A 20,924-nucleotide genomic window follows, 5' to 3' on the forward strand; every position below is an offset into this window, starting at 1 on the left:
ATATGGCGAGATGGTTTTTAGATCTACGCCTAATACCAAATCCCGAGTAATAGACGTATTGATAAGACTGCTGAATCGGTGTTATTTACGCTCACTATGTTGGTGTACAAAACTATCGAGCGCCGCAACCGACTTAATCACATAGAGCGTTTTGGTTTGCGCGCTTTGCTCTAACTGCGATAAGAATTCTTCATTCCAAAATTGCGGGCAACGCCTTAACGTTTTAATACTGGCAATCGTCCCTTTAAACACTGAGCTACCATCAGGCCAGCCTTCTGGCTTAGTAACTATGCTTTTTAACAGACGTTTTATCACAAACCAATAACTCACTCGATATGGTAAGTCGATGTAGACTAAGGTATCTGCTGCATCTAAGCGCTGTTTAAACGCATCTAGCGGACCAAAGCCATCAATGATCCACGCATCAGTATTCAATATGTTTTGATGTGCTTTATCAAAAGCGGCTCTGTCAACAAACTCGCCATTTGCTTGGTAGAGCATCGAGTCTAATTGATATAACGGAATATATATTGCCGCGGCCAGTCCTTTACTCACCGTAGACTTGCCGCTTCCCGGTTTACCAAAAACTGCTATTTTCTTCATGTAACCTCCTTGCTGTGGCCCCACAAGGCAGATACAAAAAAACCCACCTTACTTTGGTGGGTTCATTAAAAAAGCACACAAAACCACCACTCCTAAGGAATGGTAATAATTCGTGTACTTGTGAGAAATAGTTCTATATTCATAACGATACTTTCACGTAATGATTAGTTATTGTCAAGCACGCACAAGGCCCGATGAGTGAATTGAGAAATAGCATCACTTTGTGGTCAAGCGAATCACTAACTTTGGCATCGCTATTGTCAACTCAACACTAAGTTGCCGCCAGATAGCACTATAAGTGAAGCACATGCTCGATTAAAACGTTTAACCAGTTTAGGTTTGCTAAACCACCGCCTTAGATACAGCTCACGACCAAAGACTTATTTAGTTAACGAGTGCGGCCTCGCTCTAAAGAACACAGTGAGCACTAATAAAGCAAGCATAAATAAACTTATCGAGCCACTACTGCCGTTTCTATGCTCAACTTTAGCGACTTTTTCTTCCTTTATTCGCTTTTTGAAGTTTGAGAGTTCAGCCTCCAAGTTAGGTATCATATCTTCGACGGCCAAGCTAAAGCCCTCTAAAGATTTTTCAGTGATCACCGAGTCTACTCCAACTGCTGTCGTTCTTTTTTCTAGCTTGCTTAATCCCGGCGCCCTAAATAACATCTTTTTGCTCTTGATATCGAAAACGGCTGTATCGACAAATGTTTGAATCGTGTTTTCATTCCCAGGCACTATGTACATTCCCACGATGGTCCAATAGAGAAACGCTGCATTATTTTCTAAAGACTGGGTTACTTGATCGTACGAAATCAGTGCCATGACATCAACGTCATACAACCTTCCCACTTGCTCTAGAGTCGTAAATCCCTCACCTCCTTGTAGGTAGCTGCTCGGTATCACTTCGATACGATCGATATATTCATACTGAGCAAAGGCGCGCTTTACTTTCTCGAGCAACTCAACCTGACCTTTGTTGTGGATACCAGCATGTTGCCACTGTGAAGATGGCACAAACGACACTCCAACCCTCACTGGCAATGTTAACACTGGTATTTCTGGTTGACGCACTGTCCGGCTACTTTCATTTGGGTATAAAAAGGTCATTAAGCTGCTAGATTGCGTTTTTGTGCCTGTATTTTGGCTGACAAGCGCACTGCATGATGTGAGCAAAAGCATACACATAGAGATAATCAAACCTTTAAAAATCATAAACTTCCTTACCGCGTGTTGTTATAGGTATAAACTAAATATGTTACCGTTTGTATTAGCCCGCATCACTTAATCGCAACAGCGGTTCTGTATTTTTATAACTCAGCAAATAACGAAAACAAGTTCGAAAAATAATAAGCTGATTGTTTATATGCTACTAGTTTATAACGTTGCCAAATGAATAACGGCATCGTTAAAATCGGGGAATTCTTCGTCTTCCCCGAAACTCACATTGCTCACATCTCCAATGCAAAAACACGCTTTTTCTGCCGACCAACGTAAAACGTAAAAATCTTTGGAGCCTAACCACAGCTCTTTATCGCCCCACCACTCAAAAATAATGGGGTCGTCACAATGATGCACGACAAGGGAATCTAAACATGGCACTTCAGCGAGATGAGCATAGAAGCTAACTAATTGCGCTATCACTTCGTTGGGTACTAATTGCACTGTTGCTTTCGCTGTAAAAATCACCAAAGACTCAGCTGAAGCGGGTTTAATTTCATGATCAGACATCAGCTCAGGCAATGTCGCCTGTACCCATTCCATCAGGTTCATTTTAATTACTTCCTTATCACTTAAATCTAAGAGTTAATTCCATTGAAATCTAATATACGCTTGTTTGCTTATCCATCCTCGACATACCTAATCGCCTAGCTGGTTTATTAATCAGCCAATGACATGGATCCAATGATTTCACCTTGTTCTAATAAAAATAATCTATCCGCGATTTGTGCATTACCATAGCTATCATCGTTCCACGCATCTTTATGTAAATAGATAAACTTATCGAGCAGATCGTCCGATGCGTCCCTTGCGATGACCATTAGTCCTGTTCTTCTTGCAATTGATACCAACAACTGTTCAGCATTCAACATTTGGTGCGCCTTAAGCATTTGTGTTTTAGATAAAATGGCCTCACTGCTAAAGGACTTACCACTAGCTGTTAACACTTTATTATCAAGCACTTGTGACGGTGTAAAGAGCACATCTAACGCATCAATATTATGAAATGCCTGTTGCACTATGGTATTTAAATCAGCCGCCTCGCCATCTTGATGTGTGAGAAAAACGAAGTTTTCAGGTGTATCGTAACCAAAACCAATCACGACTTCAGGTGCTTCTTCAGGCCCGATTAAAATTGAATACAGCGCACCATATTGCATACCAGTCCAATTGCCAGCTTTGATAATGGGATAAATGGTTCTGTCCTTTAAATTCATAGATCTCTCCTGCTTCAAATTTCCTGATAAAACAGTGGCCGGTCTTGTTTATCACAGCATTCTGTCATGACGAAATTCTCAGTCGTAACGCGAACTTCATAAGAGACTCGTCGCATCGAGTGCTAATTTGGAAAATGCTATGGCCGTGAATTATTGTAGAAAGGGTCAAATTTTGAATGGCTTTCTCAGCAACCCCTGTGAGTATTTATGCTTTTTATTAAATCATCTCAACCCCTTTTTACAAGACTTTTTATTACGCCTAAATAGAGAGAACGGTTTCAAAAGTACACTGACAAGCGGGTTATCTACCGATTGTAATTAACTGTATCGTTTAGTTTCAACGTTGCAATCGTTTTTGCATCCACCAAATTAGATTTGCCAACCCAGTAATTAACACTGACTGTTCTTTGCAATTCATTTCGACCAGCAAATTTAGATTAATTCCACTCTCTTATTTTTTATTCAATTTAAAAACCAGCTCTGGCTAAAGTTTAGCGCTGCTCTTACGCTAGGGAAAACCTAGTCGAGGGCCATACAGCTTTATCAAGAGATATGCAACAAAAAATAGACAAAGTCACATGTGCAATAATTACTCATATTTTATTTTTTTATAAAAAGTTCAGCCTTATTACAAACCCTAATTAGTAACAATTGGTGATCATTAAAAAATGCTCAATATTTGTACTCAACACCATTCATGGAATTAACTACAAAGCTTTAAAATTAACCATAAATATACATTTATTTAACCAAAACACCATTTCATTCTTTTCAAAAAATAAATACGAAAGCAAATCAATCTTAATTTTTATTATGCTTTTTCAATAGACTAGTCCATAACACTTAGACATTCGTCTAATGTTTTGCGTCAACGAAACTGCCCAATACTTTTTTACACAGCCGGACGTTGTATGACAGCTGCTAACTCAAGTGATACCAATTTGCTTATTGGAGTGACAGCGCTTTAGGCGAGAAAAGTTTGGCTCAGTGAGCATCAAACTTTCTCCCATCGTTTGAGCAGATAACAGGGTGAATTGGTATTGTTAATAACCAAAAAAGGAATTACGTATGACCGCAAACAACGTTAATCATCAAGCAGAGCTCGATAAATTCTTGACAGCTTTAGAACATCACAAGATTTTCCAAAATAAATACTTTTTATATTTAGCAAAAAATAAATGGACGCCAGAAAGTTACGCATTGTTTAGAGCTAATTTCTTTTATCGAACGGAGCTGACGGTAAAAGGGATTGCACACGTATGTGCAAGATCAGCTGAGGTTAATGATATGGATACCCTAATCTTGTTTTCGTATATCTTGGGTGAAGAAACGGGGATGGGCAACAAAGCGCATTGTCATGAAATATTTATGGAGAATGCACTAAATCTATTTGGCGCGATGGAGTTTGATTTAGCACCACTCAAGGTTGTTGACGCAAAAAACAGCCGTTACATTTTACCAGAAACACTGGCTTACAGAGAACGAGTCACTTCTCTTCTTTCAAATAGTTACCAACGTATGCTCGGGGTTGCCATGGCGCTTGAAACACATGCCGACCACATGCTCACGGCATTTAGAGAAGGTTTTCGCTTAACACGTCAAAATTTAGATAAAGAGCAGTATCAAAATAAAGTAGAAATCTATTTCAATGCTCATGTTGATAACGGCGTGGAAGAGCGACATGCCGAGGACGCTCGTCAATGTGTCATTAACAACTGCCTGTCCCAGAGTGATCTGAACGAGATCATGTTTGGTGCCAATGAAATGCTCAAAGTTCAGGAACGAATGTGGCAAGCAATGTATAGAAAAACAGTGCAACTTGAGACACAAAATGAAGGTGAAGTATATGCGTAATTCAGTATTTTCAGATTCAGCATTAGCGCTTCGAGACTCGATTACGCACGGTACCAAAGCAAAAATAGCTGCAATTAACGCAAGCTCGAACCAACAGGTCATCGACTTGAGTATCGGCACATTAGACGATACGGCAGACACCCGTATTGACCAAGCAGTCATTAACTTCATCAATGAAAATGCGCGTGCAATTCACGAGTTTGCTCCCGTCACTGGCTTTGAGTTTTTACGAGATGCAATCAGTGATAGAGTCTTTAGACTGCGCGGTTTACGATATGCTGCTGCAGATGAAGTTATGGTCACACCCGGCGGTATAAAAGGCGCTATCACTGTCGCATTTCATACCTTATTAAATCCGGATGATGAAGTGATAGTACCACTACCTAACTGGCCTCATTATGCCGACATGATAGCGTTACACGGAGCAAAAATGGTTCCGGTATTAGTCGAAGAGTTTTATGAAAAAGGCTTACAACCCGCTCAGTTGGAGGCCGCCATTAACGACAACACTAAAATGGTGATTTTAGGAGACTGCGTTAACCCATCAGGTAAAATTTATTCTTATAAAGAACAGTGTAAATTAGCCGATGTTATCGCTAAACATAATATTGAGCGTGCAAAGTGCGCCAAACCAGCGATTCAAATATTGTTTGACTGTCCTTACGAATCCCATATTCTTGATGGCCCTGACACAATTTCTGCCTACACCTTTACTGATAAAGATCATACGCAATATAGCTTAAGAGATTGCACCACTTTCGTGACAGGCCCGGGCAAAACCTATGGTATGCACGGCGACCGAGCTGGCTATATTTGCGCGCCGGCAAACTTAATCAATATGATGGCTCGAGTACAAGTTAACCTAAACTCTTTTGCCGCAACTTATGCCCAAATCGCCACAAATGAAGCAATGCAGGCTTATATGGATGATGTAGCACACCAACGCGCAGTCAACTCAAGAGCAAATTTACAAAATTACACTGATCTTTTAAATGCCATAGACGGGGTTGTGGCGCCCGTCCCTCAAGGTGGGTTCTTTATCTTCGTTGATTTGTCCGCTTATGGCGAAAAGATCCAAGCCGCTGGGTACGATACTGCCGCAGCATTCTTGTTAGAAAAAGCCAAGGTAGCTTCTATTGGTGGAATGCACTTTGCTGAAGGCAGCGAAGCACTTCGTCATTTTGTTCGTATGAACTGTGGACGAGCGAGAGAAACCTTAGAGCAGGCAGCACAGCGGATCCAACAAGCGCTGGAGTCGTTGTAGTCAGGATGGCCCAGCATGATTGGGCCGCAATAAGGAAATATAACTATGCATAGTAATAACATAAGCAGGTTTGGTATTGTAGGTACTGGCTTTTCAGGTACAGCTACATTAGTGCACTTAGTTAAGCAATTAGTGGCTTCAAAACTCGATTGTCGTAACATTGAAATTGTGACTTTTGAGCAACGTGGTGACAATGGTCCCGGCCACCCATACTGTAGCGAAGAACTGCTACCTACCCATTTGTGTAACAACCAAACTTATATGATGGCACTGTTCGACAATGACTTCTTTGATTGGCTCTGTGAACGGCAACACTGGCTTGCCCAGCGATTTCCCCACCTTATAAAAGTAACACATCCAGCACTTGAAGATATCACTGTGTGGCAGCCCGATCAGGATGCCTTTTATCCTAGAGCGTTGTTTGGTGTCTATTTAAAAGAACGATTTAACCAGTATTGCCAACTAGCCAAAGAAAATGGGGTTAAGATACATCATTATAACAACTGTAAGGTGTTGGATGGTTTACCCACTAAAAGTGGCTTTGAACTCCATTTTTGTCAGCATGAACACAGTGCTGTAAAACAACTCGAATTCGATAAAGTGCTGCTTGCAACAGGCCATTGGAATAGCCTTAATAAAGCACAGTATGACGAAAGAGTACTGATGTCGCCCTACCCCCATTCGGCATTAAAAAACTGGTTTTCACAGCAGCTAGAAACACAGCCTGCATATGGCAAACGAATTGCTATCAAAGGAATGGGGCCAAGTGGCATTGATGCCATTTTATCGCTAGTGGATAGCGGTAAGTTTGAACAAGACCCCCAAGGAAATGTCGTTGCGTTTACGCCTGATAAAAGTACTCGTTCACTCAACGTGTATGCGATAAGTCGCTGTGGTTTTTTTCCGGCGGTACGAGACAGGCGCATTGAGCATAGCTTTAACTACTTAACAGAAGACACCTTTTTTGATTTAGAAAAAAAGCTAGGCAAACGCCTTGCACTAGACGATATTTTACATTTGATCGATGAAGAACTTAAAGATGCATCACAAGGCCGCATAGGGTGGCAAGAAGTTGCGGTCCCACCTTTCGAGTCTGCGCTAGAGAAGCTGAAATTTGACGCAACTTTACCTCAAGACAATGCGCTTATTCATGCGGTCTTGCTTCGAGTCAGAAGGATGAAGTTTTACCGCTATTTAAGCGCGGACGAAAAGCAGCGCTACGACGCTAACTTAGATACACACTTTATTCGCACTGCCGTTCCTATTCCACTGCTAAATGCACAAAAGTTGATAGCATTATTTAACGCGGGCATATTGACTAGCTGCCAACTTGGTTATGGTAATAAGCAGGGGGTTACTATCAGCGCAAATCAAATTTCTATATCATGCAATCAGGTTTGCGAACCACTCATTGCCGATGGCCTCATTATGGCGGCAGGTCAAAGCTTTGATTTAAAACTGCACCCAGATCCATTTATACAAGCTTTGATCAAACGAGGTGAATTACAGCCACATCAAGAAGTTAACTACCAAACCGGTGGTATTCGATTGCAAGGACATGAATCCTACAAGGTGATGCGATGGGACCCCATAACTCAGCAGCATCAGGTTTCACCTTACTTGTCGTCATTTGGTGTATTGACGCGCTATTGGCAAAACGAACGTAACTTTGCTGCAGCGTTTGTTGAAGCCGCACAAAGTGTTGCCCATAATTGGGTCGACTATATTTATAAAAAAACTACCGCACAACAAAGAAACACAGACCAGACTAAAGTCCACGCTTAATAACAGTATGACAAGGAGCAAACCATGGAAATGAAAGAGTTTTACTATGAAAATGGCATTCGTGTTAGCCTTTTTAATCTAGATCACAGAGCGGTTCCATACCATTTTCATCAATCGGTATGCGATATGATTTATTGTGCTAAGGGCGCTATCAATATTGAGCTTCCAGACAGGCAGCAGATTTACCATGTACCTTTAGGTGAAGTATTCCAAATTCCATCTAAACTTAAGCACCGGTTCGCCAACGCCATGGAGCCGGGTAAGGCGAGTCGTTATGTGCTCATGCAACTCGGTGAATTTAATATAGAGTTTGTGAAGAACAATAAGAAAATGGATGCGCAACTAGTTGATGCGACGTATTTTGATTATCAACAAACAGATGTATACATTGAGGACCGCAAGAAAGATATATTGGCACTAGTGGATCATTTTTCGCAAAACAAGCCCGAAGTCCTAGATGATGAGGAGCTGAGCGATGTGCTAACCGCACTTAATGCGTTTGCAACCCAAGGTATAGAGGCGTCGTATCCAGAGCATGCACTAGAGAGCGCATAATGGAATACTCAGCAGTAACCATCGCCATCATTTTAGGTGTATTTGGTTTTGCAGGACTCATAAAAGGAGTGGTGGGTCTTGGCCTACCACCGATTGTGCTGGGACTACTCACCGCTATCATCGGGATCCATCCTGCGATGGCGTTGGTAGCATTGCCTGCATTTATAACCAATATCGTACAAGCCGTTTCAGGCGCGCACTGGAAGACTCTTTGGCTCACCCAACGTTTATTCTTTTTTTTCGCAACAATCTCCATTGCAGCCGGCTGCTTACTGACTCAGTTTGTTAATCAAGCCCACATGTCTTTGTTATTAGGTGTATTGCTGATGTGTTATGGCAGCTTAGGGATCTTAAAGTTTAAACCACATATCGATGTTCAATGGCGACCTCATGCGGGCGTTGTGCTAGGAATGTGCAATGGCGTTTTTACCGGATTAACTGGATCCTCTGCAGTGCCTGGCGTATTTTATTTACAGGCAATTGGTCTACCAAAGGAAAAGTTGATCCAGGCAATGGGCATTTTATTCACTTGCTCATCACTCGGGCTTAGCTTGGGGTTAATTTGGCAAGGTGTGTTAACACCATCAGCAAGTGCTTTGTCCGTAGTCGCCTTGATCCCAGCTACCATATGTATGTATTTTGGGGCAAAGTTACGAAAGCACATTTCTATCATTATGTTTGAGCGTATTTTTTATGGTGCGCTTACCCTGCTTGGCTTATATGTGATTTTCAAAAATAAAACACTACTTGTCTGATTTTAAAGGAATATTATCATGGTGAATATTGAATATAACGCCTTACTTAGCGAAGTCGCTGAGTTAGGGCTGAAAAATGATATGAACGCAAAAAGTAAACAAGATAAATACTTAAATATCACCAAAGACACTGGTGAGTTTTTAGCTTTCCTCACTAAAGCGAGTAATGTAACTCGTATCTTAGAGCTTGGCACGTCTAACGGTTATTCTACATTGTGGTTTGCCGGTGCATTACCTGAAAATGGAGAAATCACCACAATCGAAAGATGTGTACACAAATATCAACAAGCGCTAGCAAATATTGACCGAGCAAGACTAAAGTGTAGGATTAATGCTTTCAACGGCGAGATATCGACAATTTTACCTAAGTTACAGCAAGGCTTTGACTTGATATTTTTCGACGCTGACAGAAGTATCTATATGGATATTCTGCCACTGGCCGAAAAACTGCTCGCGCCAAATGGTATTATTGTGTGTGATAACGCAACGTCGCATGCCCATGAGTTAACCGCGTTTATGCAGTATTTCTCAGATAGTCAAAGATACACAACAGCCTTAGTACCAGTAGGTAAAGGGGAATTTGTCGCTTACCGTAACACGCATTGCTACGAATAAAGCACTCTACTTTGCCACACGATTGAGAGGAACTGTGACCCTTTAAAATTCGCAGATATTGAAAAAGGCATGCTTGCATGCCATCTTACCGAGGTTTTTAAGGGGAGTATAACCAAGAATAACTGAGCACTAGCGAGTAGGTCTCAGTGTTTCAATGATATTCGCATCCATCCAGTATGGATTGCCTTCCCAGTAACTGGTGCCGTCCTTTCTGACTTTTTTGTCACCTCGCCAAAAAAATAAATATTTCCCGTCTGGTGATACTTTAGGACGTTGCTCGTACGCAGCCGTATTAATCGTATCTCCCATATTTATTGCGTTTGTCCATGTACCATCTTGGTTACGAAAACTAATGTAAATATCAGGCGTGTTTTCACCTTCCTGTTCAGCATCCCACATAATGTAAGACTCATCTGGCGCGATGTAGGGGTGAGCAATGTACTTTCCTTGATTAATTGCCTTACTCATTTTGTGCGGTGTTTCATATTTACCATCAACAAGCCGTGAATAACTCAAATGCCCACTGCCGTCTTTCAAATCTAAGACATAAAAGTAGAGTGTCCCTTTTGCTGAGGTGGTATAGCCTCTGATTGGAATACCTTTAAAAGACTCGATGTTTTGTATGTGTGAAACTGGTGGACTAAATTTATCCTGATATGCTTTTCTGTCTGCTTCAGGTATTGATTTTTCAATCCATTGATTGTGCTTAAATTGCATCACAATCCATGTCGGTTTTTGGTATTCTCCACCAGCGCGAGTAAAAGAAAGCTCAGACATATCTGGCAAAAATAACACTTCAGTCTCGCGGTGTTCATCCGTAGAAACCACACCTGGAGCAAATAATTCGGGCGTTAATCCCGGTGGCTTTTGTCCTAAATCATACTTGTTTTGGCCATAACTTTTATCGCAAATTATTAAACTGCAAAACAAAGCAATTAGAATGCTCATCTGCTTCATAAACTGTCCTTTTATTAGAGCCTGTTTACTTTTCAAGTAAATATAATTGCACTAAGTAACAGCATAATCCAAGCACCTTTACAAAGCCTGACAATTACACCGCAAAGCCTCGCCATTGCGGCATCAAAAGACCTGCAATAAACCAAGGAACTTGTAGTACGAGTATACACAGCGCATACAGACGCAACTGCTCAGCAGTCCATAGCGCAGCAAACCAGCCAATGATAAAGAACGACCTCCACCCTTCTATCTTTGCCGCTCCACCAAAATTTAAAATCCAAAGCCAAAACGCCACCAACGTGGCATGAGAGAGTATCCATGCAAGTAAACTCATACCTAAATCCTTGTCTCTAAGTTCGTACCCGATCCTACTTTCGCTTCAGAAAGTAAGCTAATGAAGCCGAGCCTATTAACACTATTCCAACGCGTTTGTCTTGGCAATATAGTAAAACCATAACGCTCACTTAATCGGTCGTAATAGCTATCAATATTTTGCAGACCAAAGTGACTTCGGGTACTTTATTTCTATCACATCCAACATCGTTATTAACAATGCATCATAATATCCCTCGTTATCATAAGTTTTGAGGATGAATGCTAACTTTTTATACACTTAAGGCTTCTCTTAAGCTTATTCACATTGCTTTGATACTTCTTTTCCTTTTACAGATCGTCTCCAACAGCAGTAAAATTAATGACCTAGAAATGCGGTCAGTGTTTTAGGCCTACTGACGCTCATTTGTATTCATTAACTTTTTTAGTGCTTCTTGGTCAAGACCCGGTACAACAGTCGCTTGCGAGCTGTTTTGAAGTATTCTTTTGATAGACGTGCCATCCACATTTACAGAAAAGACATCATAAAAGCCATACACATTCTCTGAAGCGAAATACACCTTTGTGCCGTCTGGAGACCAAGATGGATCCCACTCTTGAATGTCATTGCGGGTCAGCCGCTTGTTATTAGTTCCATCAATATCCATGACATATACTTCCTGATTACCATCTCTATTAGATAAATAGGCTATTTTTGTGCCATCTGGAGAAATTTGAGGAGACATGTTATCAGTATCATCTTGAGTGAGTTGAATAACCTCACCACCATCTAAACTGGCAATGCTAATTTGGCTTGGGCTGGCTTTAGATTGATAGAGTAATCGCCCATCTGGCATAAATTCTGGAGCGCGACCCGCCAGATTTTTAATTTGGCGCTGTTCACTACCATCAGCATTCATTAACCAAATTTCTTCTTGCCAAACGCCTTCCTTATTTTCATATTCTCTAGCAAACGCTATCGTCATTCCATCCAAAGACCACGCGGGTGCACTATCCCAGACATATTTTTTCCTCGTTAATCTTTTCAGATTGCGGCCAGTAATATCAACGGTGTGGATTGACCATGTTTTAAAGTTATCGTATTTACCGTAAAAGGTTACTTTGTCTTTTGATGGTGAGACAGCAGGATAGCCGTCACTCGATGTGGCTTTCACGATTCTAACTGGCGATCTACCACCTTGATCACTTAAGTAAATCGCTTTGCTATTACCGTCTTTAAAGCTATAAATAATACCATACGACTCAGCTGATAGTTCGCTATATGATTGAACTTCATGAATAAAAAATAACATTATGCTGTAAAAACAAGCCCGCTTTGAGATGCCAATTTCTTTAACAAGCATTACTCAGTCTCCCTTGATAGTTGTGTATAATAGGAGAACACTACAGCAGTTTACCTACGAAAAACATGATGTTTTATTGACTTTTCGCTGAATTGCACCTAAATGTGTTATCTTCTTGCTGATAACAGAACCCTGATAGTGCTATAGCCCCTTCCATTTATTGCACAAAACCAATCAATAATTACGAAAAACACCTCTTCATAACTCATTGATATTTATGAACAATGAACATAAAATGAATAAATTTACCAGAAACCACGTTATTTTCTTGATATTTTTTCACTTTTGCCTGTATTTTAGCTTTGATAATCTGCATTTTTTAGCTAACTTAACCCTATTTAGCAACAACATTGAAACAAGGTAATTCATGAAAAGAACACTTGCTGCCACCCTAATCGCTAGCGTGACTACAATTCCAACAGTGAACGCTATCGAGATATTCAAAGATGAAAAGAATAGTGTCACGGTTGGCGGCTTTATCGATGCTCGAGTTATTAATACTCAAGGCGAGACTGAGTTGGTAAACGGCGCATCGCGTATTAACTTTGACTTTAAACGCCAATTAAAAAACAACTGGCAGGCTTTTGCACTACTAGAATGGGGCGTAAACCCAGTTGGTAGTAGTGATATTGTTTACAGCAATCGCTTCGAATCAATACAAGATGAGTTTTTATATAACCGATTAGGTTATGTTGGCGTTAAGCACGATGAATACGGCCAAATTACCCTAGGAAAACAATGGGGAGCATGGTACGACGTAGTATACAGCACCAACTATAGCCTAGTTTGGGATGGTAATGCCGCAGGTGTTTACACCTATAACAAAGACGACGGCGCTATCAATGGTACTGGTCGTGGTGATAAAGTGCTGCAATACCGTAATCAATTTGGCAAGCTGAGCTTTGCTGTACAAGCCCAGTTCAAATCTGATGATTTTTATACTTGTGATGTCGTTGACATTTCGAGCAGCTCATGTGAAACCCTGTTCAATCAAGGGAATAACGCGGCACAAATGGTAGAGTTTAATTCAACCTATGGCGCTTCACTGACCTATGCAGCCACTGAGAACCTGACCCTCACAGCGGGCGTTAACCGTGGCGAGTTTGATATAGTGTATGCTGCTGGTCGAAATCAATCGGTTAAAGATTTAATTTATGGCGTCGGTATTACCTATGGCGATTTCTATAAGCCTGGTTGGTATGCTGCTGCAAACATCAATAAAAACGAAAACCACGATACCGACAACTTAGGTCGCTTAATCAAGGATGCCGTTGGGTTAGAGTCGCTTATCAGCTACCGTTTTGATAATGACGTGCGTACATTTATCGCTTACAACGTATTTGACGCGGGCGATGACTATGTTATCCAACCAAACTTCAATGCCGATCCTAATGATGTCTTTAAGCGTCAATTTGCCGTGATAGGCGCGCACTACTTTATGTCTGAAGACACCATTTTGTACATTGAAGCGCGTAAAGATTTTAGTGACTTCTCAAGTGCCGATGCTGCGCAGGAAGCACAAATGTCACAAACCGAAGACGACGGTATCGCCATCGGTTTCCATTACACGCTCTAGTATTAAACGCTATAGTGTCAACCCAAGCGCATCAAAATGCATGAGCTTTGATGCGCTAAACACTGACCAACCACCTAGCTTCTGGGATGACACAGTGAGTCTACTCATCGTCGCAGTATTAGTATGTTTAACGACGCAATTAAAGCCTATATTAGTCGCTAGTACGCATTTGTTAAGCCTTGCTGTAACTCCACCCAATTTAGTACAGCTATTTCGTAGAATTTTATGCAGCCTCAAGATAACCAATTGGTGTCATATCGCCTAGTGAATCATGAGGTCGCTCATAATTATAAATATCTAACCACTCATCAGTGATTTCACGTACTTCTTGCAGTGACTCAAACAAGTATAAATCTAGCACTTCTTCACGGTAACTCCGATTAAACCTTTCCACAAAACCATTTTGGTAAGGACTGCCTGGCTCTATAAATTCCAACTTGATGTCATTTTTCATTGCCCAATCTTCGAGTGCCGTTGAAGTAAATTCTGGGCCATTGTCCACTCTAATCTGCTTTGGTTTTCCTCGCCAAGCAATAATTTGTTGTAGCGTTCTAATAACTCGTTCAGAAGTTAAGCTTGTATCGACCTCAATCGCCAGTGCTTGTCGGTTGAAATCATCCAGCACATTCAGTGTTCTAAAACGATGTCCATAGCTTAATGCGTCACTCATAAAGTCCATTGACCACGATTCATTATGTTGTGTCGGTGCACTTAATGGTTCAGGTGTTCTTGTTGGAATACGGCGCTTCCCCTTACGTCTCAAGTTTAGTTTTAGCATGTTGTAAACGCGTTCAACACGCTTTTTATTCCACGGCTTACCCTTATTGCGAAGCCTTTTGAATAGCTTAGGCAGCCCCCACCTAGGATGGCGCTCTACCAGCGCAAGTAATGCGTCGATAACTTCATCATCTGACGGCCGTTTATGTTTGTAATAAAAAACTGAGCGGCTTAGCCCTGCCACTTCACAAGCAAATGCGACGCTGACGTTAAATTGAGCTCTTAAATGCTCTACCCAAGCTCTGCGCCTACTTGTTTTTACAGCTTTTTTGCGATGATATCCTCAAGCATCGAGTGCTTTAGGCTAAGCGTTGCAAACATATCTTTTAGCTTACGGTTTTCTTCTTCAAGCTCTTTAAGTCGCTTAACGTCTGAAGCTTCCATCCCGCCATATTTTGAGCGCCATTTATAAAACGTACTTTGGCCGATACCATGTTTGCGGCAGATTTCTGGCACAGGAATACCTGATTCAGCTTCCTTGATCATGCTGACAATTTGGGTTTCGGTGAACTTGCTTTTTCTCATCGTAAATTTTCCTATTTTAGTTAATGGAAAATTCTACTTATGAACTGTTTCATTTTTTGGGGGAGTTACATTGCTGCCACGCTAGAAACTTATTCGTTACCCTATCTGTATTCAATTTACTCACCCAGCTTGGGAGATGTGTCGTGAAGGTTTCAGAGTCGCTGAGACAAAAGGCAAGATATAAACGGTTTCTTTCCTCTTCCGTCCCAAAAAAACCTTGCCTGACTAATATTTCTAAACCCTGCACAGTTGCTTCAAATACATCCTCTCTGAATTTTTCATGCCAGTCAGGGTCTATTTCATAGTCTCCTTCATCATAGGCTTTAATTAGTTCATTATTAACGCTCGCAAACGCGGTACCATTGTCAAACTCATCCCACTCTGGTGGTGAAAATAGAAAGTCATTATCTTCACCATGGACAAAACTCTTTAAGCCATGGTGTGTAGCAACCGCGGCGCAGCACGAATCAGCAGTGTCATGAGAAAGAATAGCGTAACCCAGTATTTCATCTTTACGATGTTTGGCACGGCTGGCAGAAAAAGATTCGCTCGCAGCAGCTGCAATCATTTTTGATAATTTATCCACGTCTAACATGTGAATCCTTGAGTAATTTAGTATCAAAAGGTTTATCAAGGCAAAGGGATGGAGTTGAGAATAGGAATTAGATGCCCACGAGGGGGATATAAAATGAGAAACAACGGTAAGGAAGAAGCTGCGCTAAAATGTGCATACAGCCTCCACACTTTAAGCCCTTACCTTATTCGTTGGCCATATCTTCTGAGTAAACCGTTACTCGATTTCTTCCACCTTCTTTCGACACGTACAAAGCGCTGTCTGCCGCCTCAATCCATTGCTCATGTTTTTCAAAAGACTCTTCGTACACGGCAACACCAAGGCTAACCGTTATCTTAATTTGTTGCTCATCGTAATAAATCGATGAATTTTCTATTAGCGAACGTAGTCTTTCAGCAAATGTGATTGCACCTTTTACATCCGTGTCGAGCAAAGTTACTGCAAACTCTTCACCACCGTAGCGACCTGCGGTATCTGTTTCTCGCAGTGTTTTACGCAACAAATCTGAAATATGGCGAATAGCCTCATCCCCTCCGCTGTGACCATATTCATCATTAATACGCTTAAAGTGGTCAATATCAAACATAAGCAATGCACTTTGACCTTGATTACGCTTTAAACGCTTAAACTCTTGTTTTAAAGTTTCTTCCCAAAACCCACGATTATGTAACTGAGTTAAACTGTCTGTGCGGCTGATCTTCTCTAATTGTTTATTCAGAGACTCAAGTTCTAGCTTATTAATTGCTTCATCGGTTACATCATAAATAATCACACAGATATGCCCAACATCGCCTGTTACGGTAGTTAGTGGGATAAACGTTGCGTTCTGATACATATAATCCGCTTTACCCGTGATAGGTCGATAGTTTTTGAAACGGAAAATATACGGCTGCTGCTCCCAAATAGTAAATGAGCGATTTTTTAACACAAATACAGGCTCAGCTTTTGACCTAAACCATTGCTCATCAATACTTGGAAACAAATCAAAAATATCTTTGTCTTTGACGGCACTTGGTAATAAACCAGAATGATTTTCCATAAAGCCGTTCCAAATGCAGACCTTATAATCGCGATCAAGCACCACTAAGCCTACATCTACGGTGTTAAACATATCCATTAACCAATGGATTTCATTCATATCAAAATCGGCTGCAGGCATAGTTAATCATCCAATAAATAGGCTACTTTATATTTTAAGGTTTTAAGCGAGTCTTCCGTGAATAACAGCATAAGGTCACAATTAATGTTGTGATGCTCTATGCCATAGCTAATCTCAATCGCGAGTGTTCTTTGCCATCTCGCCTTGTTAGCTTTCACAAGCTCTGCAACATCGCAATGCTGACCAAGCACAACTGGGTGACCTTGGCTAAACGACATATCAAGCTGCCGTGATAGCCCTGTTAATATTGCACCGATCAAGATATTGCTAATATCCATTAATAGCTCAAGCTCAACCTTGGTATTAAGTTCGCCATGATAATTCATCAAAGACGCGATTTCTTTAAAACTTGAGTCATTGAGTAAGAGCAACGCCTCTCCAGAAACACCACCGCCAATAAAACCTTGGCAAACACCCGACGTAGTTGCACTAGCATCAATGGCTTGCAGTGCCATATGTAACTCGTTGACTTCGAGTACGTTAACGTTTGGAATGGGTAATTCGACAAATACGTTGAGTAACCGTGCCAGCAAATCGCCGGCTTGTCCCATAGCTACGTTGGTAAGTTCTTGATAGATATCACGGATCTCTGGGTCTAGCTGCTCACCAAGTTTATGAACTAAGCTTTCTCGAATAGCTTTATCTTTTATCCCATGATGTTCGATAATTTCAGCAAGCTTAGCTGCATCGCAAGGCTTTCGAATAAAGTCTATAGCGCCGAGCTCAATCACTCGTTGATGTGCGTTGGGCTGAATATCCCCGGAAACAACGACGGTAAGTACCGACAACCCCTGCTCAGTAATGGCTTGCAGCACTTCATAGCCATCCATTTGTGGCATGTTAAGGTCGAGAAATAGAATCTCTGGAGAGAGTGCTTTTATTTGCTTGATACAATCGAGTCCATTCTCTGCAAATTCTACTTTAATATCCCAGTCGTCCGGCAGTGAACGCGCCAGCTGCCGACGGGCAAGTTTTGAATCGTCACAAATTAGGACTAATGTTGACATACAAGCTCTCTTTCTGTTTCCCATGCGTATCGGCACGATGCCGGGAAGTTTTAGTTATAATTATGAGATAAAAGCTTAAAATTGCGACACATGGTAGTAAAACAACGCCACATTTACAATCTAAATGTCACTTAAGCTTGGTTAGTTACTGTCAGTATAATACACTCGAAACAATTAAGTTAACCTCAAAAGGAATACATTATGCTGAAAACTTTAGTTTTGGTGGGTGGATTGTTTAGCGCAGTATCTGTGGCTTACGATTTACCAGAGAATACGCTGGATATAGGTAAAGTAAAAGCAGACGGAAAAGCGGTAGTACTACTTGGAAAAGGTGTAAAGCAAGGTCAAGCCGCCCCAGATTTTAAGGTTGCCGACGCCGATTTCACTCCGGTTTCACTAAAAGATTTTGAGCATCGCGCCGTTTTAATCAGCGTTGTACCTAGCCTAGACACTGGCACTTGCAGCCTACAAACAAAGCACTTTAATGAAAAAGTAGCGAGTCAATTTCCAGATGTCGCTATGTTAACTATCAGTGCAGACTTACCTTTCGCGCAAAAACGCTTCTGTAAAGCTGAAAATATCGACAAAGTTAAAACACTATCAGACGCCGTGTGGCATTCTTTCGGTGAAAATTATGGTTTGTTGATTAAAGATATGGGCTTGCTTAGCCGAGCGATTTTTGTATTAGATAAAGAACACAAGGTTGTTTACAAGCAGCTGGTAGAAAACTTAGCAAAAGAGCCAGACTACAAAGAAGTCGTTGGCGCACTGAAGCGTCTATAATATATCTCTATGCGCTCGTAGATAAACACAAAAAAGCCGGTCACTTAACCATGACCGGCTTTTTCAATTCGTTATACCAATTTACTTAATTGATTTTACTTTTGTAGATCTAGCATTAGCTTGTTAAGACGACTTACAAAGCCTGCTGGATCTTTCAGGCTACCACGCTCTGCAAGCATTGCTTGGTCTAGTAGCACTTCTGCCCACTGTCCAAACTTGTCTTCGTCTTGCTCGTTATTTAAATGCTTAACCAATTGGTGCTCTGGGTTTAGCTCAAATACCGGCTTAGACTCGGGCACGGCTTGACCTACCTGCTCCATTAGCTTTTGCATTTGCGAGCTCATGTCATGATCGTCTGCAACCACACACGCTGGAGAGTCTGTTAGGCGGTGCGTAAAGCGTACTTCTTTCACTTTATCGCCAAGTGCTGTTTTCACGCGCTCAACTAAGCCTTCAACTTCTTTCTCACTTTCTTCGTGCGCTTTCTTCGTTTCTTCGTCATCCATATCACCTAAGTCAAGATCACCACGCGTGATTGACTGAAGTGGCTTCTCGTTGAATTCAGTGAGGTGGCTCATCATCCACTCGTCAACGCGATCTGACAGTAACAGAACTTCAATACCTTTCTTACGGAAGATTTCAAGATGCGGAGAGCTCTTTGCTGCTTCAAAGCTATCAGCCACAACATAGTAAATCTTATCTTGGCCTTCTTTCATGCGCTCAATGTACTGCTCAAGAGAAACATTTTGCGTTTTCTCATCAGTATGCGTAGAGCTAAAGCGCAATAGTTTCGCAATAGCATCTTTGTTTGCGAAATCTTCAGCTGGACCTTCTTTGATCACATTACCAAATTCATTCCAGAATGCTTGGTAATCTTCTGGTTTGTTTTTGCCCATGCGCTCAAGCATTTTAAGTACGCGAGACGTACAGCCTTTACGAATAGCTTGAGTGATCTTGTTATCTTGTAAGATCTCACGAGATACGTTGAGTGGTAGATCGTTAGAATCTAGTAAGCCTTTAACAAAGCGCAGGTAGCTCGGCATAAACTGCTCTGCGTCATCCATAATAAATACGCGTTGTACATAAAGCTTAAGCCCAGCTTGACGTTCACGATTATATAAATCGAAAGGTGCCTTTTTAGGGATGTAAAGTAAGCTGGTGTATTCAGTTTTACCTTCTACTTTATTGTGTGCCCAAGTGAGTGGCTCTTCCCAATCATGACCAACATGCTTATAAAACTCTTTATATTCCTCTTCGCTGATCTCTGATTTATCGCGAGTCCAAAGTGCAGTGGCTTTGTTGATAGCTTCCCACTCGCCAGGTTGCGCTTCAATTTTCTCGCCATCTGGGCCTTCAGATTCAGGAACTGGGTCTTTATAAAGTTCAACAGGAATTGAAATGTGATCCGAGTATTTAGTCACAATACCGCGAAGACGGTAAGTTTCAAGGAACTCACTTTCCTCTTCACGAAGATGTAGTGTGATCTCTGTACCACGCTCTGCTTTTTCAATTTCAGCAATTGTGAAATCGCCTTCACCTTGCGATTCCCATTCAACTGCTTCTGACTCACCCGCTTTACGCGTACGAACCGTTACTTTATCAGCAACAATGAATGCAGAATAGAAACCAACACCGAATTGACCAATCAGCTGCGAGTCTTTTGCTTGGTCGCCTGTTAGGTTTTTAAAGAAATCAGCTGTACCAGATTTTGCGATAGTACCAAGTGAACTGATCACTTCGTCACGCGTCATACCAATACCATTGTCAGAAATGGTGATGGTTTTTGCATCTTTGTTTACGCTTAAGCGAACACGTAGCTCTGCATCGCCTTCATAAAGATCGCCATTTTGCAAAGCTAGGTAACGTAGTTTGTCAGCTGCGTCTGAAGCGTTAGATACTAACTCGCGTAAAAAGATCTCTTTATTTGAGTATAAAGAGTGGATCATTAGGTTTAGTAATTGTTTGACTTCTGTTTGAAAGCCTAATGTTTCTTTTTGAGCTGCGGACATTGTTCTCTCCAAT

General features: G+C 41.3%; 20 protein-coding genes. 8 read left to right on the plus strand and 12 right to left on the minus strand.

Translation table 11 applies throughout. From position 1 onward, the window contains the following. Nucleotides 1-81: 81 nt before the first annotated feature. From CWC29_RS09780 to CWC29_RS09800, 4 genes are all read right to left on the minus strand, one after another. Entirely contained in the window at nucleotides 82-603 is a 522-nt protein-coding gene (locus CWC29_RS09780) for a P-loop NTPase family protein (RefSeq protein WP_128726523.1), read from the minus strand. A gap of 380 nt (nucleotides 604-983) precedes the next feature. Further along, complete coding sequence (gene rhlP, locus CWC29_RS09790; RefSeq protein WP_128726522.1) at nucleotides 984-1,817, minus strand: rhombotarget lipoprotein; 834 nt, start codon at nucleotides 1,815-1,817, stop codon at nucleotides 984-986. 162 nt (nucleotides 1,818-1,979) lie between these two features. Further along, on the minus strand, nucleotides 1,980-2,375 hold the full coding sequence (locus CWC29_RS09795) for a hypothetical protein (RefSeq protein WP_138524409.1): 396 nt from the start codon (nucleotides 2,373-2,375) through the stop codon (nucleotides 1,980-1,982). Between the two features lie 107 nt (nucleotides 2,376-2,482). Then, complete coding sequence (locus tag CWC29_RS09800; protein ID WP_128726520.1) at nucleotides 2,483-3,040, minus strand: hypothetical protein; 558 nt, start codon at nucleotides 3,038-3,040, stop codon at nucleotides 2,483-2,485. A gap of 1,068 nt (nucleotides 3,041-4,108) precedes the next feature. Between CWC29_RS09800 and CWC29_RS09805 the strand changes: the two genes are divergently transcribed. The 6 genes from CWC29_RS09805 to CWC29_RS09830 are packed head-to-tail and all read left to right on the plus strand — an operon-like array spanning nucleotide 4,109 to nucleotide 9,868. Then, on the plus strand, nucleotides 4,109-4,894 hold the full coding sequence (locus CWC29_RS09805; RefSeq protein WP_128726519.1) for an iron-containing redox enzyme family protein: 786 nt from the start codon (nucleotides 4,109-4,111) through the stop codon (nucleotides 4,892-4,894). Continuing rightward, nucleotides 4,887-6,158 carry a pyridoxal phosphate-dependent aminotransferase gene (locus tag CWC29_RS09810; protein WP_128726518.1) on the plus strand — a complete coding sequence of 424 codons (1,272 nt, stop codon included), beginning with the start codon at nucleotides 4,887-4,889 and terminating at the stop codon, nucleotides 6,156-6,158. Before CWC29_RS09805 ends, CWC29_RS09810 begins: the two co-directional genes overlap by 8 nt. Before the next feature lie 45 nt (nucleotides 6,159-6,203). Then, entirely contained in the window at nucleotides 6,204-7,943 is a 1,740-nt protein-coding gene (locus CWC29_RS09815; RefSeq protein WP_138524407.1) for an FAD/NAD(P)-binding protein, read from the plus strand. Nucleotides 7,944-7,967: 24 nt separating this feature from the next. Then, the gene (locus CWC29_RS09820) at nucleotides 7,968-8,498 is read left to right on the plus strand and encodes a cupin domain-containing protein (RefSeq protein ID WP_128726516.1); all 531 of its coding nucleotides are present in this window, start codon (nucleotides 7,968-7,970) and stop codon (nucleotides 8,496-8,498) included. Beyond that, entirely contained in the window at nucleotides 8,498-9,253 is a 756-nt protein-coding gene (locus CWC29_RS09825; RefSeq protein ID WP_128726515.1) for a sulfite exporter TauE/SafE family protein, read from the plus strand. Before CWC29_RS09820 ends, CWC29_RS09825 begins: the two co-directional genes overlap by 1 nt. 18 nt (nucleotides 9,254-9,271) lie before the next feature. Beyond that, on the plus strand, nucleotides 9,272-9,868 hold the full coding sequence (locus CWC29_RS09830; RefSeq protein WP_138524405.1) for an O-methyltransferase: 597 nt from the start codon (nucleotides 9,272-9,274) through the stop codon (nucleotides 9,866-9,868). Nucleotides 9,869-9,997: 129 nt separating this feature from the next. Here CWC29_RS09830 and CWC29_RS09835 read toward each other — a convergent pair whose 3' ends face one another. From CWC29_RS09835 to CWC29_RS09845, 3 genes are all read right to left on the minus strand, one after another. Beyond that, nucleotides 9,998-10,825: a TolB-like translocation protein gene (locus tag CWC29_RS09835; RefSeq protein WP_128726513.1), complete on the minus strand. Its 828-nt coding sequence runs from the start codon at nucleotides 10,823-10,825 to the stop codon at nucleotides 9,998-10,000. Nucleotides 10,826-10,919: 94 nt separating this feature from the next. Then, nucleotides 10,920-11,159 carry a hypothetical protein gene (locus CWC29_RS09840; RefSeq protein WP_128726512.1) on the minus strand — a complete coding sequence of 80 codons (240 nt, stop codon included), beginning with the start codon at nucleotides 11,157-11,159 and terminating at the stop codon, nucleotides 10,920-10,922. 391 nt (nucleotides 11,160-11,550) lie between these two features. Continuing rightward, nucleotides 11,551-12,501, minus strand: a complete 951-nt coding sequence (locus CWC29_RS09845; RefSeq protein ID WP_138524403.1) for a TolB family protein — start codon at nucleotides 12,499-12,501, stop codon at nucleotides 11,551-11,553. A 367-nt stretch (nucleotides 12,502-12,868) separates the two neighbouring features. On the opposite strand from CWC29_RS09845, the gene CWC29_RS09850 reads away from it, so the two are divergent. Further along, nucleotides 12,869-14,077 carry a porin gene (locus tag CWC29_RS09850; protein WP_128726510.1) on the plus strand — a complete coding sequence of 403 codons (1,209 nt, stop codon included), beginning with the start codon at nucleotides 12,869-12,871 and terminating at the stop codon, nucleotides 14,075-14,077. 223 nt (nucleotides 14,078-14,300) lie between these two features. Here the strand turns inward: CWC29_RS09850 and CWC29_RS09855 are convergent. The 4 genes from CWC29_RS09855 to CWC29_RS09870 all read right to left on the minus strand — a co-directional run bounded on the left by CWC29_RS09855 (nucleotide 14,301) and on the right by CWC29_RS09870 (nucleotide 18,119). Further along, nucleotides 14,301-15,379, minus strand: a protein-coding gene (locus CWC29_RS09855; protein ID WP_408004171.1) for an IS3 family transposase whose coding sequence is annotated in 2 segments (ribosomal slippage) — nucleotides 14,301-15,127 and nucleotides 15,127-15,379 — 1,080 coding nt in all. Because the reading frame shifts where the segments join, the coding sequence is not laid out codon by codon here. 49 nt (nucleotides 15,380-15,428) lie between these two features. After that, nucleotides 15,429-15,974: a DUF4303 domain-containing protein gene (locus CWC29_RS09860; RefSeq protein ID WP_138524301.1), complete on the minus strand. Its 546-nt coding sequence runs from the start codon at nucleotides 15,972-15,974 to the stop codon at nucleotides 15,429-15,431. Nucleotides 15,975-16,137: 163 nt separating this feature from the next. Next, the gene (locus CWC29_RS09865; RefSeq protein ID WP_128726508.1) at nucleotides 16,138-17,112 is read right to left on the minus strand and encodes a sensor domain-containing diguanylate cyclase; all 975 of its coding nucleotides are present in this window, start codon (nucleotides 17,110-17,112) and stop codon (nucleotides 16,138-16,140) included. Between the two features lie 2 nt (nucleotides 17,113-17,114). Continuing rightward, a complete protein-coding gene (locus CWC29_RS09870; protein WP_128726507.1) occupies nucleotides 17,115-18,119 on the minus strand; it encodes a response regulator in 1,005 nt (334 codons plus the stop codon). A 201-nt stretch (nucleotides 18,120-18,320) separates the two neighbouring features. On the opposite strand from CWC29_RS09870, the gene tpx reads away from it, so the two are divergent. Next, complete coding sequence (gene tpx, locus CWC29_RS09875; RefSeq protein WP_138524299.1) at nucleotides 18,321-18,902, plus strand: thiol peroxidase; 582 nt, start codon at nucleotides 18,321-18,323, stop codon at nucleotides 18,900-18,902. Nucleotides 18,903-18,997: 95 nt separating this feature from the next. Here tpx and htpG read toward each other — a convergent pair whose 3' ends face one another. Continuing rightward, nucleotides 18,998-20,911, minus strand: a complete 1,914-nt coding sequence (gene htpG, locus CWC29_RS09880; RefSeq protein WP_010606422.1) for a molecular chaperone HtpG — start codon at nucleotides 20,909-20,911, stop codon at nucleotides 18,998-19,000. Between the last annotated feature and the right edge of the window lie 13 nt (nucleotides 20,912-20,924).

Source organism: Pseudoalteromonas galatheae (assembly GCF_005886105.2).
Taxonomy (GTDB): domain Bacteria; phylum Pseudomonadota; class Gammaproteobacteria; order Enterobacterales; family Alteromonadaceae; genus Pseudoalteromonas; species Pseudoalteromonas galatheae.